The organism is Pseudomonas sp. Leaf15, from assembly GCF_001421425.1.
GTDB classification, from domain to species: domain Bacteria; phylum Pseudomonadota; class Gammaproteobacteria; order Pseudomonadales; family Pseudomonadaceae; genus Aquipseudomonas; species Aquipseudomonas salomonii.
The window spans coordinates 142,188-160,170 of the sequence record NZ_LMKI01000035.1 but is presented as its reverse complement, the minus strand read 5'-3'; the positions used below and the strand labels follow the sequence as shown (position 1 = coordinate 160,170).

General features: G+C 61.0%; 14 protein-coding genes and 1 other RNA gene. 11 read left to right on the top strand and 4 right to left on the bottom strand.

Annotated elements, in window-relative coordinates; translation table 11 throughout:
- The first annotated feature begins 124 nt into the window (after positions 1–124).
- The 6 genes from ASE80_RS26560 to ffs all read left to right on the top strand — a co-directional run bounded on the left by ASE80_RS26560 (position 125) and on the right by ffs (position 9,743).
- Complete coding sequence (locus ASE80_RS26560; protein WP_056861547.1) at positions 125–784, top strand: GntR family transcriptional regulator; 660 nt, start codon at positions 125–127, stop codon at positions 782–784.
- Between the two features lie 2 nt (positions 785–786).
- The gene (gene smc / locus ASE80_RS26555; RefSeq protein WP_056861546.1) at positions 787–4,275 is read left to right on the top strand and encodes a chromosome segregation protein SMC; all 3,489 of its coding nucleotides are present in this window, start codon (positions 787–789) and stop codon (positions 4,273–4,275) included.
- 299 nt (positions 4,276–4,574) lie between these two features.
- Positions 4,575–5,438, top strand: a complete 864-nt coding sequence (zipA, locus tag ASE80_RS26550; RefSeq protein WP_056861545.1) for a cell division protein ZipA — start codon at positions 4,575–4,577, stop codon at positions 5,436–5,438.
- An 87-nt stretch (positions 5,439–5,525) separates the two neighbouring features.
- Positions 5,526–7,880: an NAD-dependent DNA ligase LigA gene (gene ligA, locus ASE80_RS26545; RefSeq protein WP_056861544.1), complete on the top strand. Its 2,355-nt coding sequence runs from the start codon at positions 5,526–5,528 to the stop codon at positions 7,878–7,880.
- A gap of 158 nt (positions 7,881–8,038) precedes the next feature.
- On the top strand, positions 8,039–9,205 hold the full coding sequence (locus ASE80_RS26540) for a zinc-binding metallopeptidase family protein (RefSeq protein ID WP_056861543.1): 1,167 nt from the start codon (positions 8,039–8,041) through the stop codon (positions 9,203–9,205).
- A gap of 441 nt (positions 9,206–9,646) precedes the next feature.
- An RNA gene (ffs, locus tag ASE80_RS30510) (signal recognition particle sRNA small type) lies at positions 9,647–9,743 on the top strand.
- Between the two features lie 57 nt (positions 9,744–9,800).
- On the opposite strand, the gene ASE80_RS30965 is transcribed toward ffs, so the two are convergent.
- Positions 9,801–9,950, bottom strand: coding sequence for a hypothetical protein (locus ASE80_RS30965; RefSeq protein WP_156376424.1), 150 nt, complete (start codon positions 9,948–9,950; stop codon positions 9,801–9,803).
- Here ASE80_RS30965 and ASE80_RS26535 point away from each other — a divergent pair.
- The 3 genes from ASE80_RS26535 to ASE80_RS26525 all read left to right on the top strand — a co-directional run bounded on the left by ASE80_RS26535 (position 9,949) and on the right by ASE80_RS26525 (position 12,684).
- Positions 9,949–10,872, top strand: coding sequence for an N-acetylmuramidase family protein (locus ASE80_RS26535; protein WP_056861542.1), 924 nt, complete (start codon positions 9,949–9,951; stop codon positions 10,870–10,872). The genes ASE80_RS30965 and ASE80_RS26535 overlap by 2 nt on opposite strands.
- Positions 10,873–11,042: 170 nt before the next feature.
- Positions 11,043–12,089 carry an N-acetylmuramidase family protein gene (locus ASE80_RS26530; RefSeq protein ID WP_056861541.1) on the top strand — a complete coding sequence of 349 codons (1,047 nt, stop codon included), beginning with the start codon at positions 11,043–11,045 and terminating at the stop codon, positions 12,087–12,089.
- A 1-nt stretch (position 12,090) separates the two neighbouring features.
- Complete coding sequence (locus tag ASE80_RS26525) at positions 12,091–12,684, top strand: hypothetical protein (RefSeq protein WP_056861540.1); 594 nt, start codon at positions 12,091–12,093, stop codon at positions 12,682–12,684.
- Here ASE80_RS26525 and ASE80_RS26520 read toward each other — a convergent pair.
- Positions 12,681–13,544: a LysR family transcriptional regulator gene (locus ASE80_RS26520; RefSeq protein WP_056861539.1), complete on the bottom strand. Its 864-nt coding sequence runs from the start codon at positions 13,542–13,544 to the stop codon at positions 12,681–12,683. The two genes, ASE80_RS26525 and ASE80_RS26520, sit on opposite strands and share 4 nt — an antisense overlap.
- Before the next feature lie 102 nt (positions 13,545–13,646).
- Here ASE80_RS26520 and ASE80_RS26515 point away from each other — a divergent pair, with 102 nt between their 5' ends.
- Positions 13,647–14,606, top strand: a complete 960-nt coding sequence (locus ASE80_RS26515; protein ID WP_056861538.1) for a DMT family transporter — start codon at positions 13,647–13,649, stop codon at positions 14,604–14,606.
- Here ASE80_RS26515 and ASE80_RS26510 read toward each other — a convergent pair.
- Together ASE80_RS26510 and ASE80_RS26505 are read right to left on the bottom strand one after the other, a co-directional pair.
- Complete coding sequence (locus ASE80_RS26510; RefSeq protein ID WP_056861537.1) at positions 14,520–14,891, bottom strand: VOC family protein; 372 nt, start codon at positions 14,889–14,891, stop codon at positions 14,520–14,522. The two genes, ASE80_RS26515 and ASE80_RS26510, sit on opposite strands and share 87 nt — an antisense overlap.
- Positions 14,892–14,945: 54 nt before the next feature.
- Positions 14,946–15,737, bottom strand: coding sequence for a substrate-binding periplasmic protein (locus tag ASE80_RS26505; RefSeq protein ID WP_056861536.1), 792 nt, complete (start codon positions 15,735–15,737; stop codon positions 14,946–14,948).
- Between the two features lie 133 nt (positions 15,738–15,870).
- Here ASE80_RS26505 and dnaX point away from each other — a divergent pair, with 133 nt between their 5' ends.
- The gene (gene dnaX / locus ASE80_RS26500; RefSeq protein ID WP_056861535.1) at positions 15,871–17,946 is read left to right on the top strand and encodes a DNA polymerase III subunit gamma/tau; all 2,076 of its coding nucleotides are present in this window, start codon (positions 15,871–15,873) and stop codon (positions 17,944–17,946) included.
- Positions 17,947–17,983: the final 37 nt, after the last annotated feature.

The following is a 17,983-nucleotide window of genomic DNA, read 5'->3' as shown; positions in this document are numbered from 1 at the left end:
TGGCTTTTGGCTTTTCAGCGTTGCTTATTTCATGCCACATTCGCGCCTGTGGGCGTAGCGCCATCAGCCAGCCAATGCGCTACACTGCCGCGCTTGTACCGATAGCAGATTTTGAAGGGAAAACATGACGTTCAAGGCGCCGGACAGTCTCGCCGAGCAAATTGCTCACCACCTCGCCGAACGTATCATTCGCGGCGAACTCAAGCCTGGGGAGCGGATCCAGGAACAGAAAGTCACGCTGGCATTGAATGTCAGCCGTGGCTCCGTGCGTGAAGCTTTGCTGATCCTCGAGCGTCGCCACCTGATCGCGATCCTGCCGCGCCGTGGCGCCCACGTCACCGAACTCACCGCGCACAAGGTGCAGAGCCTGTGCACGCTGATGGGCGAGTTGTACATCCTGCTCGGCAATTCGGTGGCTGAGGGCTGGAAGGTCCAGGCCGACATGGCGCCGTTCCTGCAGATCCAGCAACGCCTGATCACCAGTTTCGAGCGTGAGGACATACGTTCCTTCGTCGAAGAAAGCTTTAGCGTGATGCGCGCCGCGTACCCCTTCGCCAACAATCCGTACTTGCAGGAAACCGTCGAAAACCTGCAGCCGGCGATGAACCGTGCCTATTACCTGGCCCTGGACCAGCGCAAGGCGGAGATGAGTGAGTACCTGGCGCTGTTCGAGCAACTGCTCGCGGCGGTGCTCGCCCGTGACCTGCCGCAGATCCGCCAGGTGCTGTCGGCCTACTGCGAGCGCAGCAGCTCGCTGGTCATCGCTGCGTTGGCAGGCGCCTAAGCGTGCGGCTCAAGTGCATCAAACTGGCGGGGTTCAAATCCTTCGTCGACCCGACCACGGTGAACTTCCCCAGTAACATGGCGGCGGTGGTCGGGCCCAATGGTTGCGGCAAGTCGAACATTATCGATGCCGTACGTTGGGTGATGGGCGAGAGCTCGGCAAAAAACCTGCGTGGCGAGTCGATGACCGACGTCATCTTCAACGGCTCCACCAGCCGCAAGCCGGTGAGCCAGGCCAGCATCGAACTGGTGTTCGATAACTCCGATGGCACCTTGATCGGCGAATACGCGGCCTACGCGGAAATCTCGATTCGCCGCAAAGTGACGCGCGACAGCCAGAACAGTTACTTCCTCAACGGCACCAAATGCCGTCGACGCGATATCACCGATATTTTCCTTGGCACCGGCTTAGGCCCGCGCAGCTACTCGATCATCGAGCAGGGCATGATCTCCAAGCTGATCGAAGCCAAGCCCGAAGACCTGCGTAACTTTATCGAAGAAGCGGCCGGCATCTCCAAGTACAAGGAGCGCCGCCGCGAGACCGAAAACCGTATCCGTCGTACCCACGAAAACCTCGCCCGCCTGACCGACCTGCGTGAAGAGCTGGAGCGTCAACTGGAACGCCTGCACCGCCAGGCCCAGGCCGCCGAGAAGTACCAGGAATACAAGGGCGAGGAGCGCCAGCTCAAGGCGCAACTGTCGGCCCTGCGCTGGCAGGCGCTGAATGATCAGGTCGGCCAGCGCGAAGCGATCATCGGCACCCAGGAAATCAGCTTTGAAGCGCTGGTGGCCGAGCAGCGTAATGCCGACGCCAGCATCGAGCGCCTGCGTGACGGTCACCATGACCTGTCCGAGCGCTTCAATCTGGTGCAGGGGCGTTTCTACTCGGTGGGCGGCGATATTGCCCGGGTCGAGCAAAGCATCCAGCACGGCCAGCAGCGCCTGCGCCAGTTGCAGGATGATTTGAAAGAGGCCGAACGCGCGCGGCTGGAAACCGAATCGCACCTGGGCCACGACCGTACGTTGCTGCTGACGTTGGGCGAAGAGCTGGACATGCTCACGCCCGAGCAGGAAATCACCAGCGCCGCCGCCGAAGAGGCCGCCGCCGCCCTGGAAGAAGCCGAAACCACCATGCACGGCTGGCAGGAGCAGTGGGACACGTTCAACCTGAAATCCGCCGAGCCGCGCCGCCAGGCTGAGGTGCAGCAATCGCGCATCCAGCAACTGGAAACCAGCATGGAGCGCCTGGCCGAACGCCAGCGCCGCATGCAGGAGGAGCGCGCGTTGCTCGCCGCCGACCCGGAAGACGCGGCGATCATGGCGCTGAGCGAGCAGCTGGCCGAAAGTGAAATGACCCTGGAAGAACTTGAGGCCAGCGAAGAACAGCAAGTGGAGCGCCTGGAGCAATTGCGTCAGCAACTGCAGCAGGCGACCCAGGCCCAGCAGCAGTCCCAGGGCGATTTGCAGCGGCTCAACGGGCGCTTGGCGTCGCTTGAAGCCTTGCAGCAGGCCGCGCTGGATCCAGGCACCGGCACCGCCGAATGGCTGCGTGACCAGCACCTGGCCGAGCGCCCGCGCCTGGCCGAAGGCTTAAAAGTTGAAGCGGGCTGGGAACTGGCGGTCGAGACCGTGTTGGGCGCCGACCTGCAAGCCGTATTGGTGGATGATTTTGGCGGTTTCGACCTGGCCGGGTTTGCCCAGGGCGATTTGCGTTTGCTCAGCCCCGCCGTCGATGGCACGCGAGTGCCGGGCAGTTTGCTCGACAAGGTTGAGGCGGCGGTTGATCTGGCGCCGTGGCTGGGCCAGGTCAAACCGGTTGAATCACTGGAACAGGCCCTGGCCCAGCGTGGCCAATTGGGCGCCGGTGAAAGCCTGATCAGTCGAGACGGTTACTGGGTTGGCCGGCACTTCCTGCGCGTGCGTCGCGCCAGTGAGGCCGAGAGCGGCGTATTGGCCCGTGGCCAGGAAATCGTCAACCTGGGCGCCGAGCGCGAAGAGCGCGAGGCCACCCTCGAAAGCCTGGAAACCGAACTGCAAACCCTGCGTGCCACCCAGCGCCAACAAGAGACCGGCCGCGAGCACCTGCGCCGGCTGTTGCAGGACGAAGCGCGCCAGCAAGGCGAATTGAAGGCCCAGTTGTCGGCGAGCAAGGCCAAGGCCGAGCAGCTGACCCTGCGCCGCACCCGCCTCGACGAAGAAGTGGCGGAGATGGGCGAGCAGCGCGCCCTCGAACACGAACAAATCGGCGAGGCGCGCCTGCACTTGCAGGAAGCCCTCGACAGCATGGCGCTGGACACCGAGCAGCGCGAACTGCTGCTGGCCCAGCGCGACAGCCTGCGCGAACGCCTTGATCGCGTGCGCCAGGAAGCCCGTCAGCACAAAGATCACGCCCATCAGTTGGCAGTGCGCCTGGGCTCGTTGCAGGCCCAACACACCTCGACGCGCCAGGCGCTTGAGCGTTTGGAGATGCAGTCCGAACGCCTGACCGAGAAGCGCGAGCAACTGAGCCTCAACCTGGAGGAGGGCGAAGCGCCGCTGGAAGAATTGCGCCTCAAGCTCGAAGAGTTGCTCGACAAGCGCATGACCGTCGACGAAGAGCTCAAGACCGCGCAAATCGCCCTGGAAGACGCCGACCGCGAATTGCGCGACGCCGAGAAGCGCCGGACCCAGGCCGAGCAGCAATCCCAGCTGATTCGCGGCCAGCTCGAACAGCAGCGCATGGAATGGCAAGCCCTGACCGTGCGCCGCAAGACCCTGCAAGACCAGTTGTTGGAAGACGGCTACGACCTGCACGGCGTGCTCACTACCTTGACCGCCCAGGCCAACGAAAAAGACGCCGAAGAAGAGCTCGAACGCATCGCTGCGCGTATCCAGCGCCTCGGCGCGATCAACTTGGCAGCCATCGACGAATACCAGCAACAGTCCGAGCGTAAACGTTACCTGGACGCTCAGGACGCCGACCTGGTCGAAGCACTGGACACGCTCGAGAACGTGATTCGCAAGATCGACAAGGAAACCCGTAATCGCTTCAAGGATACCTTTGATCAGATTAATGGCGGTTTACAGGCGTTATTCCCGAAAGTTTTCGGTGGAGGCAGCGCCTACTTGGAACTGACGGGCGAAGATCTACTCGATACAGGGGTGACGATCATGGCGCGGCCGCCAGGCAAGAAGAACAGCACCATCCATTTGTTGTCCGGTGGCGAAAAGGCCCTGACCGCATTGGCCCTGGTATTTGCGATCTTCAAGTTGAACCCGGCGCCGTTTTGCATGCTCGACGAAGTTGACGCGCCGCTGGATGACGCTAACGTTGGACGCTACGCTCGGTTGGTTAAAGAGATGTCCCAGACCGTGCAGTTCATCTACATCACCCACAACAAGATCGCCATGGAAATGGCCGATCAGTTGATGGGCGTGACGATGCACGAGCCGGGTTGTTCGCGATTGGTGGCGGTGGATGTCGAAGAAGCGATGGCGATGGTGGACGCCTAGTGGCGAGTCGCTAGTTGTAAGCTACAAGCCGTATGTACTAGAGGCTTATAGCTTGCGACTCGAAGCTCACAGTTGGCGGCTGGTGTAAGAGATCTTCCAGGTCGCTGAAAGATGGCAAATCGACACATTTCGCGCCAACTGTGTAAAGTTATCGAAGGTCGTGCTAGTTTATTGTCAATTCCTCGTATGCGTGGGCAAAACGTCAGTCAGAACATAGAGTTGGCGCCACGTTTTAAAGCGGTTTGGACGTTGCTAAACCCCTTATTTTTCAGCATTTTTTATTAGAGGCACGGGATTACATGGAAATCGGTCTGCGCGAGTGGCTGATCGTCATCGGCATTATTGTCATTGCCGGTATTCTTTTTGATGGCTGGCGCCGCATGCGCGGTGGCAAGGGCAAGCTCAAATTCCGTCTGGACCGTAACCTGTCCAACTTGCCCGACGACGACGGCAGCGCCGAGCTGCTGGGGCCGCCCCGTGTGCTGGATACCCATAAAGAACCGCAACTGGACGAGCACGACTTGCCGTCGATGAGTGCGCCGGTGCGTGAAGCCCGCGAGCCGTCGTCCAAGCGTGGCAAGCGCGCCAGTGCCGCTGTGGCCGAGCCGCATCAGGGCGACCTGAACCTCGACGTCGACGAAGGCCCGAGCTTCAGCAGCCGTGATGATGATTTCCCCGATGAAAACGTCGGCAAGCCTGCAGCGCGCCAGTCGGTAAACGATCAGCCGGCCGCCGAAGAGGTTTTGGTGATCAGCGTGATCTGCCGCGACGCCGCCGGCTTCAAAGGCCCGGCACTCTTGCAGAACATCCTCGAAAGCGGCCTGCGTTTTGGCGAGATGGATATTTTCCACCGCCACGAAAGCATGGCCGGTAACGGCGAGGTGCTGTTCTCCATGGCCAACGCGGTCAAGCCGGGCACTTTCGACCTGGACGATATCGACCTGTTCAGCACGCCGGCGGTGAGCTTCTTCCTCGGTCTGCCAGGCCCGCGTCACCCGAAACAGGCGTTCGACGTGATGGTGGCCGCAGCCCGCAAGCTCTCCCAGGAACTCAACGGCGAGCTCAAGGACGACCAACGCAGCGTTCTGACTGCCCAGACCATCGAGCATTACCGTCAGCGCATCGTCGAGTTCGAGCGTCGCGCCCTGACACAAAAACGCTGAGGATTGGTCTTCAGCGTTGTCAGTAGAATAAGCGCACTAACATATTGAGCAGCTTCGGCTGCTCTTTTGCTTTATGAGAGAACACCCATGACCGCCGCCCACACCCGCATCCTCGAACTGCGCGCTGAACTGGATCAGCACAACTACCGTTACCACGTTCTCGACGAGCCGAGCATTCCCGACGCCGAGTACGACCGGCTGTTTCATGAGCTCAAGGCCCTGGAGGCCGAGCACCCGGAACTGGTGACGCGTGATTCACCGACGCAGCGGGTCGGCAGTGCGGCGTTGTCGGCGTTTACCCAGGTCAAGCACGAGATTGCGATGCTCAGCCTGGGCAACGCCTTCGATGAAACCACCATGCTCGAATTTGATCGCCGGGTGACCGAAGGTCTCGACCTGCCGGTGGGTGATCTGTTTGGCGGCGCGGCGGTGGAATACAGCTGCGAGCCCAAGCTCGACGGCCTGGCGGTCAGCCTGCTGTATCAGGACGGCGAGCTGGTGCGCGGCGCCACGCGCGGCGATGGCACCACGGGTGAAGACATCAGCGTCAACGTGCGCACCGTGCGCAATATCCCGTTGAAACTGCACGGCAGCGGCTGGCCGGCAACCCTGGAAGTGCGCGGCGAAGTGTTCATGTCCAAGGCCGGTTTCGAGCGGCTGAACGCCTCGCAGCTGGAAGTGGGCGGCAAGACCTTCGCCAACCCGCGTAATGCCGCCGCCGGCAGCCTGCGTCAACTGGACTCGAAGATCACCGCCAGCCGTCCGCTGGAGTTCTGCTGCTATGGCGTGACCACCGACATCAGCGACACCCATATCGGCAACCTGCAGCAACTGCAGAAGTGGGGCATGCCGATCAGCCATGAGCTGAAGTTGGCCAATGGGATTCAGGATTGCCTGGCGTATTACCGTGATATCGGCGAGCGGCGTAACAGCCTGCCGTACGAGATCGACGGCGTGGTGTTCAAGGTCAACAGCATTGCTTCCCAGCGTGAGTTGGGCTTCCGCGCCCGTGAGCCACGCTGGGCCATCGCGCATAAATTCCCGGCCATGGAAGAGCTGACCGAACTGCTCGACGTGGAATTCCAGGTGGGCCGCACCGGCGCGGTAACGCCGGTGGCGCGCTTGAAGCCGGTCAAGGTCGCCGGAGTCACCGTGTCCAATGCCACATTGCACAACATGGACGAAGTCGCACGCCTGGGCCTGATGATCGGTGACACCGTGATCATTCGCCGTGCCGGTGATGTGATCCCGCAAGTCGTCTCGGTGGTCACCGAGCGCCGTCCGGAAAACGCCCGCGCCGTGCAAATCCCGCAAAGCTGCCCGGTGTGCGGCTCCCATGTGGAGCGTACGCAACTGGTCAAGCGCAGCAAGGGCAAGGAAACCGTCAGCGAAGGCGCGGTGTACCGCTGCGTCGGGCGCCTGGCCTGTGGCGCGCAGCTCAAGCAGGCGATCATCCATTTTGTGTCGCGCCGCGCCATGGACATTGACGGCCTGGGCGACAAAACCATCGAGCAGTTGGTGGATGAAAAGCTTATCGGCTCGCCGGCTGACCTCTACAAGCTCAAATACGAGCAGATCATCGACCTGGAAGGCTTTGCCGATATTTCCAGCAAAAAGCTGATCACCGCCATCGAAAACAGCAAGACGCCGACCCTGGCGCGGTTTATCTACGCCTTGGGCATTCCGGATGTGGGCGAGGAGACCGCCAAGGTGCTCGCGCGCTCGCTGGCGTCCCTGGAGCGCGTGCAGCAGGCTTTGCCCGAAGTGCTGACGTACTTGCCGGACGTGGGCCTGGAAGTGGCCCACGAGATTCACAGCTTCTTTGAAGACAGCCATAACCAGGACGTGATTGGCGCGCTGCTGTCGCCGGATGAATGCGGCCTGCAATTGCAGGATCAGGGCGACCTGAGCGCCGAATTCGCCGCCAGCACCACCCTGGGCGGCTTGCTCGACAAGCTGCATGTACCCAGCGTAGGGCCTGGCGCCGCGCAAAAACTCGCCGACAAGTTCGTAAGCCTCGAAGGCGTGATCAAGGCAGACTGGCTGGATATGCGCCAGGCGCTGCCCGAGAAGCAGGCCAAGGCGGTGCGCGAGTTTTTTGATAACCCGGACAATGCCAACCATGCCCTGGCTATCGAGCAGCAGCTCAAAGACTTCGGGATGCATTGGCAGAGCGAGAAGAAGGTCGTCGAAGGCTTGCCGGAAGCGGGGCATACCTGGGTGCTGACCGGCTCCCTGGAGCTGATGAGCCGCGATGTGGCCAAGGACAAGCTCGAAAGCCTGGGCGCCAAGGTGGCCGGTTCCGTCTCGGCCAAGACCCACTGCGTGGTCGCCGGGCCGGGCGCGGGCTCCAAGCTGGCCAAGGCCACCGAGCTGGGCCTTAAGGTGCTGGACGAAGAGGCCTTCGTCGCTTTCCTGGCCAAACACAACATCACCGTCTGATGATCGTTCCCACGCTCCGCGTGGGAATGCAGCCCTGGACGCTCTGCGTCTGCTCTTGAACCTCGTGACGCAGAGCGTCACCGCAGGCATTCCCACGCGCGTGGGAACGATCCTTCACGGTAAATGATCTAGTCTTGGTCACCCAGGGAGAGATCGCCATGTTCCGCTACTTCGAGCAACTCAGTACGCGCATCGCCGCACCGTTCGTGGCCGGATCCTCGCGCAACAGCAAGGTGTGGCAGTGCCGCTGCGGCCAGTCGCTGTTCTTTCGCAACAGCCAGTGCCTGGTCTGTTCTGCGCTGTTGGGCTATCAACCCCAGCAAAGCCGGCTGTCGTCGTTACAGCCCGGCCCAGTCGCTGGCACATGGCTACAGGACGATAACCTTGACGCCGGCGCCTTCCGTCGCTGCGCCAACCTCGACACCCCAGCCGCCTGCAACTGGCTGATTCCGGCCCACAGCACCGCGCCGCTGTGCGTGGCGTGTAGCCTCAACCGTACCATCCCTGACCTGTCGATCCCGGAAAACCCCGAACGCTGGCGCAAAGTCGAAACCGCCAAGCGCCGGTTGGTGGCGCAACTGATCAGCCTGGGCCTGCAAGTGGTGCCCAAAAGTGTTGACGAAGACAGCGGCCTGGCCTTCGATTTCATCGGCATCGACCTTGAAGGCAACGCACCCACCACCGGCCACGCCAACGGCCTGGTCACCCTCGATATCAAGGAAGCCGACGACGCCCACCGCGAGAAAGTCCGTGTGCAAATGCGCGAGCCGTATCGCACGTTACTTGGCCATTTTCGCCACGAAGTCGGCCATTACTATTGGGATCGGCTGATTGCCAACAGCCATTGGCTTGAACCGTTTCGCCGCCTGTTTGGCGACGAACGCGCCAGTTACGCCGAGGCACTCGACCAGCATTACCAAAACGGCCCGCGCCCCGACTGGCAGCAAACCTGCGTCAGCGCCTACGCGACCATGCACCCTTGGGAAGACTGGGCCGAAACCTGGGCTCACTACCTGCATATGATGGATGCCGTCGACACCGCGCTGGGCTTTGGCATGAGCGCCCGCGAGATGGACCTGGATTACCAGCCGTTCCCGCTGGCCACGCTCTTTGAGCCCGAACACCCTGGCGGCCCGGCCTTCCTGTCGTTCGTCAACGCCTGGATCGAACTGGCCGGCATGCTCAACGAACTGTCACGCAGCATGGGCCAGCCGGATTTCTACCCCTTTGTGTTGCCGCCGGCGGTGATCGCCAAGCTGCATTTCATTCATTTGGTAATTCAGGAGGAGGGCGGCAGGGCCGATGAAGTGGTGCAAGCACAGTAATCTGCCCAAGGTGAGAGATAGGTATCTACACAATTTTTAAAGCTGCCATATTTCTCTGTGGCGAGCAGGCTTGCCCTGCGTTGGGCTGCGCAGCAGCCCCAGTGTAGACACCGAGGTACTCCTGAAAGAACGCTGAACCTGTTTTTAGGGCTGTTGCGCAGCCCAACGCAGGGCAAGCCTGCTCGCCACAACAGCCCACTTGCCACAGAAGTTGGGTAGATGCCTAGGGTGCGTTGCGCTGTGTCAGCCAACGAATGCCCCAACTGATACACCGCAATCGCGGGCAAGCCCGTCTCCCACAGGGTTCTGGCAGGTTATCGAGGTTGAGGACAAGTGCTTGAGCCCCTTGATATTTTTAATCCGGAACCAATGGTTGTAACTTCCGATGAGATCGGTACAATGGCGCGGCTTGCCGAGAGGCCAGCGTCGTTATGGTGACCCCATCGGTCCCCCCGCAACGATTACCCGTGAACCTGGTCAGAGCCGGAAGGCAGCAGCCACAGCGGGAACATTGTGTGCCGGGGTGTGGCTGGTGGGGTTGCCTCCATAACGCTCTTCCTTGTGACGCCCCTCCTGTTTCAAATCAAACACGCTTTTACTCGTTCATCTGGCATTTTTGCGCAGCGATGGCGGCTTTGTGCTGGAAAACATTCAGCGGCCTGCTAGCGTCATTCTTGTAAGCGACCCAGTGCTGGAGTAGTAAAGAAGTGATGGCACTCCCTTGATCAACAAGGATGATTGCCATGTCCAGCCTTCCAGTTTTACCCGCCATTATCAGTGCTTCAGTCGGCACCCCGGGCAAAGCGCAGAACCTGCCTGCCGATGTTCGATGCATTCAGCACCTGTTTAATCTGATTGAGCCCGCAGTGCCCTTGGTGGAAGACGGCAAGTGCGGCCCGCTGTTGTTGCAGCGCATCAGTGCCTATCAGGCGAATCGCCTGAAGGTCAGCAAACCTGATGGTGTGATTGACCCTGGCGGTCGGACGTTCAAGAGCCTGGTCGACGATGCAGGCAAAGCCACTGCCGTTGTCCCTGCCGACCCGCCGTTAATCAGCAGGCCCACCTGTGACGGTCAAATCGCCCTGACCGAGGCTGACTTTCAGAACGCGGCCGCAGTGCTGGGCAACGGTATTTCGGTGAATCTGATCAAGGCGTTCGCGACGGTCGAGTCCGGTGGGCGTTCCGGGTTCGGGCTGGCCAGGTTGCCGGTTATCGCCTTCGAGGGCCATATCTTCCGCAAGTACACTCAACATAAGTACGACAGGGCCTACCCCTTTTTGTCCTACCCCTATCTGGAAAAGGCCGGGCCGCAATGGCGGGCCAATAACAAGGATCAAGCCAAGGCCTGGCAGACACTGGTCGCTGCGTTCACGCTGGATCAGAAGGCAGCGCTGATGTCGGCGTCCTACGGCATGTTTCAGATCATGGGGTTCAACTTTGCCCTGTGTGGTTACAAAAGCGTGTTTGAGTTTGTCACCGCACAGAAACTCAATGCCAGCCAACAATTGATGGCGTTCGTCAGCTTTTGCCGCAAAACCCCTGCGTTGCTCAAGGCCATGAGGAACAAGGACTTTACCGGCATGGCGCGTCATTACAACGGCGAAGACTATGGCGACTACGACCGGCGCATCCGAAAAGCCTTCGAGGCGCTGGAACGAAAAAAATAGCCGTACCTGCTGGCTGCCTCACACCGTTGAGGTGGTCTACTGGACAAGCCAAAACCATCTTGTTAGTTTCGCGCAGCCACTTGTTTCAAGTTATGACAAGTGTGTTATGACAAGTGTGCAGCGCTGATATTGAAGTGCTATCACTTCCTTAACTAACAAGGATGTCTGTGATGAAAAGCCTGCCAGGGTTGCCCCGTCTTATCAGCGCTTCAGTGGGCGCGCCGGGTAAAGCGCGCAATTTGCCCGCCGATGTTCAGTGCATTCAGTATTTATTCAATTTGATCATTCCCAAGATGGGCTTTGCGCTGGCCGAAAACGGTAAGTGCGATGGGCAATTGGTGCAGTGCATCAGCCAGTATCAGTTCCGGCATCTCAAATATGCGCACCCCGATGGCGTGATCGACCCCACCGGCCGAACCTTCAACAGCCTGATCGAAGAAGCGGTGAAAGTGCCGGTAAAAGCCTTCCCGGCGATGCGCATTCCGAGCTTTCTCAACGCGTTTGGCAATAACGGCGGCGATGCGGTCCAGGCCACGGTCAATGTGTACCTGGAGCGCATGCGCGCGACCATCGAGGCCGAGCGGCGCAACCGGCAGCTGATGCTCCAGGCCACGTGCGATGGCGGCATGACGCTGACCGATACCGACTTTCAGAGCGCTGCCACCCAGTTGGGCAGCGGCATTTCGGTGAATATCATCAAGGCTTTCGCCACGGTCGAATCCGGCGGGCGTTCCGGGTTCGGGCCGGCCAAGTTGCCGGTGATTGCCTTTGAAGGCCACTTGTTTCGCAAGTACACCAAGCACATCTACGATCAGGCGCACCCGCTGCTGTCTTATATCTACGTGAGAAAGGCCGGGCCGCAGTGGCAGGTCAATAACAAGGACCAGACCAAAGCCTGGGAGACCATGGCCACAGCGTTTGCGCTGGACCAGGAGGCGGCATTGATGTCGGCGTCCTGGGGCATGTTTCAAATAATGGGGTTCAACTACACCTCCTGCGGTTACAAGACGGTGTTTGAATTTGCTGCCGCCCTGAAGGTCAATGCCGGTAACCAATTAAAAGCGTTTATTGGTTTTTGCAGCCAGAGCCCGGCCCTGATCAAGGCCATGAAAGATAAAGACTACGTGGCCATGGCGCGTAACTATAACGGCAAGGATTACGGTGACTACGACAGCCGTATCAAAAAGGCCTACGAAGCATTGGAAGGGAAGAAATAAGATGAGCCGTTTTCTAGCGATGAGTGTGTTGTCGTTGTGCGCCTTGGTGCCCGCGTTGGCAGGTGCCGCTGAGCTGCATTCTGGTAAATACGAGGGATTGATGCTGGCGGTCACCCCTGAGCATCAGGTCGAAGGCTACTACGCAGAAGAACTGGGCGAGGGTGTGACCCGCAGCTGCACGTTTTACCTGCAAGGCCAGCCTGAAGCGCTCACCACCTGGCTAGACAAGGCCTACCCTGGCAGCGTCGCAGCGTCCTCCGACGGCGTGACCTTGACGGTGGAGCAGGGGCGCGAGCATCCCGGTTGCATCAGCGTGCTGATGCCGGAAATCGCCACCGGCCTGGACCTGGCCCAAACGGCCAGCAAGCAATGGATCGGCCTGGTGACCGTGACGGCCGACAAGGCTTACCTGCTGAAAAAACCAGGCGCTGAAGCGGCCAAACGCGCGTATATCGTCAAGGACGATGTGGTCGGCGTGCTGGCGTTCAAGGACGGCTGGGCAGAGGTCGAATTCACCAATGCCAAAGACCATACCTACACCGGCTGGATCAGCCAAAACCAGTACGCACGCTTGGCTGCGCCGCAAGCCGACTAGCCAAACGTCTCCCGCAGCAGCCCGGCAAACGCATCCCGCGCCAGGTGGCGCTGGGTGTCTGTGTGCCAGAACAGCAGGTTGTCCACGGCCTGTAATTCCTCGAACCGGTAGGACGCCAGTTGGTTGGCCTGCTCATAGCGGGCCAGGATGCCTTCCGGCGCCAAGGCCACGCCAATTCCCGCACTGACGCAGCCGATGATCGTGCCCCAACTGGCATAGCTGGCGATGCTCGGCTTGAAGGCGTGCGGTTTGATCCAGTTCTCCAGCGCCGCGCGATACGGACAACCGGGCGGCCACACCAGCAAGGTGCGGCCTGCCAAGTCTTCGGCACTGTTGATCGGCGCGCTGGAGGCGCTGGCGATCAGCACCAGGCGTTCACTGTAGACCACGCTGTGTTCGAGCTTGGCGCGCTTGCCGCCTGAGGCCACCAGCGCCACATCGATACGGTGGTGTTGCAGGTCGTCGAGCAGTTGCGCCCAGGCGCCGGTGACCAGCTCCAGGCTGACGTCCGGGTAGCGCCGGTGGTATTCGGCCAGCAGCGGCGGCAGGCGGCCGCTGGCGCTGGATTCCACCGCGCCGATGCGCAGCGTGCCACGTGGAATCGCGTTGGCATCCACTGCGCGCTTGGATTCATCCACCAGGGCCAGGATGCGCTCACAGTAATCGAGGAAGATTTCCCCGGCGGCGCTGATGGCCAGCCCACGGCCAGCGCGAATAAACAGCGGCGTGCCCAACTCGCTTTCCAGCTGCTTGATGCGCGTGGTGATGTTGGATGGCACGCAGTGCAGTTGCAGCGCGGCCTGGGCCACGCTGCCGGTTTGGGCCACGGCGCGCACCATTTTCAGTTGGGCCAGTTCCATTGCTCAGTTCCAATGATTTCAGAAGTCAGAAACGCTTAATTGTCCTGCGCCTTGCGCGGCTCAAGACTGACGGTATTCCTTCTCAGTATCTGGATGCCGTCGATGAATGCCCCGTCACCCGTAAAGCTTACGCTAGTCATCGCTGGCGTGATTCTCTGTTGGGCCTATTCGCCGATTGGCGTGCACATGGGGCTGCACAGCTACAGCCCCGGCCAATTGGCGCTGCTGAGGTTTTTGATCGCCTCGGTGTTCATGGGCGGCATCGCCCTGGCGGCAGGCATCGGCCGGCCGCGTGTGCGGGATTTGCCTTGGTTGATGGTGTTGGGGTTTTTCGGCGTGTTCCTGCACCACACCAGCCTCAACTACGGGCAACAGTGGGTGACGGCGGCGGCATCGAGTGTGCTGGCGCAATCGGCGCCGCTGTTCAGTGTGGTAATCGCGTTTTTCTGTTTGAAAGAACGGGTCAGCCTCTGGCGTTGGGGCTGCGTCTTGCTCGGCTTGTTCGGTGTGCTGGTGGTGATCTGGCGCGATCATGGCGTCGGTGATATCGACCCGCGCGGCTTGCTGATCCTGCTGGCTGCCGTGTCGTGGAGCGTGTATTTCGCCATCCAGAAGCACTACGCCCATCGCTACAGCCCACTGACCATGGCGTGCTACATGGTGTGGGCGGGCACCTTGATGCTGTGCGTGAACCTGCCGGGCTTGCCGGCTGCCGTGGCCCAGGCGCCGTTGCCGGAGAACCTGTCGGTGCTGGTATTGGGGATTTTTCCCAGCGCCCTGGCGTACCTGGCCTGGGGTTATGTACTCAAGCACGTGGACGTCAGCCGCGCCTCGGTGGCGATGTACCTGATTCCGCCGGTGGCCATGCTGATGGCGTCGACCCTGCTGGGCGAGCACATTGCCCTGCAAGTGATACTGGGCGCGGTGATCGTGCTGGCCAGTGTCGCCGCCATCAGCCTTGAAGGGCGCTGGCGCTCAATCGCTCAGGCTGAACGCGCGCAGCCGGTGGCCGTCGAGGTCCTCGGCGACAAAGGTGTAGCCGAAGTCCAGGTGGGTCGGTGACTGGATGATGGTCGCGCCGCGTTCTACCCACTGAGCGTGCAGGGTGTCCACGGCGGCTGGGTCCGCCAGCGAAAAACCGACCTCACCGCCGCCGCCGGTGAGGTGGGCCGCAGGCTCCACGGTATGACGCGACCACAGCCCCAGCTTGACGCCGTTGTCGAGAATGAACAGGGCGAACGTCGGGTTCAGCTCCACGGGCGGCTTGCCCAGCAGGCGGCTATAGAAGTTGGCGCTGGTGGCCGGGCTGTCGACGTAGAGCAAAAAGTAATGGGCGACGGTGTGCATGCAGGCTCCTTGAGAGCGGGCGGTTAAGGGAGCCCAGTCTATGGCGCGGCACTGTCAGTTTTTGTCAGGAGTGTTCTTGTCAGGAGAGCTTTTGTAAGGAGTGCGCAGCGGTCGCGCATTTTCCCCGGTGTACAGTTTGATCAGGTCGTCGATCTCGCCCGACATTTTCATCCGTAGCAGCGTGCGCAAGATTCGTTGCACCGGCACGTTCGGGTCATTGCGCACGATGCAGCCCAGGTTTTGCTCGTCGATCACCGCGACGTTGTGCAGCCGCAGGCTTGGGGGCACTTTCAGGTTGAAACGGTCCAGGGTCCATTCGTTGATCACGGCGTATTCGAAGCGCGCAGCCACCAGCTTGTGCAGCACCAACTCCTCGCTGCGCGAATCGTCGCGGGTCAGTTGGCCGCTGGCGAACAGCGGTTCGAGCACGGCATAGCGGTAGTTGAGCACCGTGCCAATGGCCTGGGGTGCCAACGTGGCCACCTGAACAGGCGGCGCGTGGGCACTGGCCAACACATTGCGCTGCACCATCAAGGGCACGCTCCAGGTGTAGTCCCCGGACAGGTTGCCGAGCCAATCCTGGGCGACATAGCAGCGCACATCGACCTCACCGCGCTCCATGGCACTGGCCAGACGTGCCCGCGCCAACACATGGAACTCGGCCGGGCGCCCGACCTGGGTGGCCAGGCTCAACATCAAGTCATACAAAATGCCCTGGGTGGGCTGGTCGCCCTCTATCTGGGCCATGGGCATTGCCCAGCTGTCGGAAACCGCAAAGCGCAACGGCGCGGGCGCCGCAAGGCTAACTACGGAAATCATCCATAAAGCGCCCAGGACTACGCGCATACACTCTCCGGGTTCAGGCCTTTGTGGGGCCATTCAGGAGAGCTTAGTCAGATTAGACGAGCGTGCCGGATGCAATTTCCCCCTTGCTCCGCTAGCATTACCGGCTTCCGCTTCCCAGTTGCGACGGTTTTCGATGAGTTATCAGGTTCTTGCACGTAAATGGCGCCCGCGCTCGTTCCGCGAAATGGTCGGCCAGACCCATGTGCTCAAGGCTCTGATCAATGCCTTGGACAGCCAACGGCTGCACCACGCCTACCTGTTCACCGGTACTCGCGGGGTCGGCAAGACCACTATCGCGCGCATTATTGCCAAGTGCCTGAACTGTGAAACCGGCATCACGTCGACACCCTGCGGCACCTGTTCGGTATGCCGCGAGATCGACGAGGGGCGTTTTGTCGACCTGATCGAGATCGACGCCGCGAGCCGCACCAAGGTCGAAGACACCCGCGAGCTGCTCGACAATGTGCAGTACGCGCCGAGCCGTGGGCGCTTCAAGGTCTACCTGATCGACGAAGTGCACATGCTCTCCAGCCATTCCTTCAACGCACTGTTGAAAACCCTGGAAGAGCCGCCGCCCTACGTTAAGTTCATCCTGGCCACCACTGACCCGCAGAAACTTCCTGCAACGATTTTGTCGCGGTGCCTGCAGTTTTCCCTGAAAAACATGACGCCCGAGCGCGTGGTCGAGCATTTGACCCATGTGCTCGGCGTCGAGAACGTACCGTTCGAAGACGACGCGTTGTGGCTGCTTGGCCGCGCTGCCGATGGTTCGATGCGTGACGCCATGAGCCTCACCGACCAGGCTATCGCCTTTGGTGAAGGCAAGGTTATGGCCGCGGATGTGCGCGCCATGCTTGGCACGCTGGACCACGGTCAGGTGTTCGACGTGCTGCATGCGCTGATCGAAGGTGACGCCAAGGCGTTGCTCGAAGCCGTGCGCCATTTGTCGGAGCAAGGCCCGGACTGGAATGGCGTGCTCTCGGAAATCCTCAATGTGCTGCACCGCGTGGCCATCGCCCAGGCATTGCCCGAAGGTGTCGACAACGGCCATGGCGACCGCGACCGCGTGTTGGCGCTGGCCCAGGCGTTGCCGGCCGAAGACGTGCAGTTTTATTACCAGATGGGCCTGATCGGTCGCCGGGATCTGCCTCTGGCGCCAGACCCGCGCGGCGGCTTTGAAATGGTCTTGCTGCGGATGCTGGCCTTCCGGCCCGCCGACTCGGCAGACGCACCGAGACAGCCGCTAAAGCCAGTGGGGATCAGCCAGGCCACAGTTGATTCCGCCAAACCAGTGGCTGGCGCGGCGGTAGTCGCGCCAGTAGTTGCTGCACCTGCACCTGCGCCGACGCCCGAGCCTGTGGTTGCCGCGCCGGTGATCGAACCCGCGCCGGTGGTTGAGCCTGAACCTGCTCCCGCGCCGGTGGTTGACCTGCCCTGGAACGATCCGGTAGACGCAGAAGCTGAACCTGAGCCTGAACCTGAAGTCGAGCAAGTGCCCGCCGTGGAACCCGTGCTGGAAACCACCGGCGAGCAGCCCGAGCTGACGCCGATGCCCACGCCGACCCCGGACAGCGCGGTCCCTGACGCGCCGGAATGGGTGTCGGCGCCGGTCCCCGAGCCGACTGTTGCGCAGGTGGACGCCGCTACGCCGGGTATCGACCTCGATGACGAGCCGCCGCTGGACGAAGATTACATCGAGCCGGACATGGATTCGGCCTACAGCTACCTGGACGACCTGGCCAGCGAGCACACCGCCGAGCCGGCCCCCGAGCCCGAAGCGGAACCCGCTGCCGCCCCGGCCACCGGCCTGGCGTTGCAATGGTTGGAATTGTTTCCTAAATTGCCAATCTCCGGCATGACCGGCAGCATCGCTGCCAACTGCACCTTGATTTCCATCGAGGGCGACCACTGGCTGTTGCACCTGGACCCGGCCCACAGCGCCTTGTTCAACGCGACCCAGCAACGCCGACTCAACGATGCGCTGAACCAATACCATGCACGCACGTTGACCATCGCCATCGAACTGATCAAGCCGGAGCAGGAAACCCCGGCCCAGGCGGCGACTCGTAAGCGCATCAACCGTCAGCGTGAGGCCGAAGACTCGATCCATGGCGATCCGCTTATCCAGCAGTTGATGCAACAGTTCGGTGCAGTGGTGCGTCACGATACTATTGAACCTGTCGAAGCCCCGGTGCCCCAAGCGTCATAAAACCGGGCTACTAATTGATTGATCCACGTACTTTGAG

Coding starts and splice junctions, on each gene's coding strand:
- zipA (WP_056861545.1), top strand. CDS start 4,575: ATGGAAATCGGTCTGCGCGAGTGGCTGATCGTCATCGGCATTATTGTC.
- ASE80_RS26535 (WP_056861542.1), top strand. CDS start 9,949: ATGTCCAGCCTTCCAGTTTTACCCGCCATTATCAGTGCTTCAGTCGGC.
- ASE80_RS26560 (WP_056861547.1), top strand. CDS start 125: ATGACGTTCAAGGCGCCGGACAGTCTCGCCGAGCAAATTGCTCACCAC.
- ASE80_RS30965 (WP_156376424.1), bottom strand. CDS start 9,950: ATGGCAATCATCCTTGTTGATCAAGGGAGTGCCATCACTTCTTTACTA.
- ASE80_RS26540 (WP_056861543.1), top strand. CDS start 8,039: ATGTTCCGCTACTTCGAGCAACTCAGTACGCGCATCGCCGCACCGTTC.
- ASE80_RS26530 (WP_056861541.1), top strand. CDS start 11,043: ATGAAAAGCCTGCCAGGGTTGCCCCGTCTTATCAGCGCTTCAGTGGGC.
- ASE80_RS26510 (WP_056861537.1), bottom strand. CDS start 14,891: ATGCACACCGTCGCCCATTACTTTTTGCTCTACGTCGACAGCCCGGCC.
- ASE80_RS26515 (WP_056861538.1), top strand. CDS start 13,647: ATGAATGCCCCGTCACCCGTAAAGCTTACGCTAGTCATCGCTGGCGTG.
- ligA (WP_056861544.1), top strand. CDS start 5,526: ATGACCGCCGCCCACACCCGCATCCTCGAACTGCGCGCTGAACTGGAT.
- ASE80_RS26520 (WP_056861539.1), bottom strand. CDS start 13,544: ATGGAACTGGCCCAACTGAAAATGGTGCGCGCCGTGGCCCAAACCGGC.
- ASE80_RS26525 (WP_056861540.1), top strand. CDS start 12,091: ATGAGCCGTTTTCTAGCGATGAGTGTGTTGTCGTTGTGCGCCTTGGTG.
- ASE80_RS26505 (WP_056861536.1), bottom strand. CDS start 15,737: ATGCGCGTAGTCCTGGGCGCTTTATGGATGATTTCCGTAGTTAGCCTT.
- dnaX (WP_056861535.1), top strand. CDS start 15,871: ATGAGTTATCAGGTTCTTGCACGTAAATGGCGCCCGCGCTCGTTCCGC.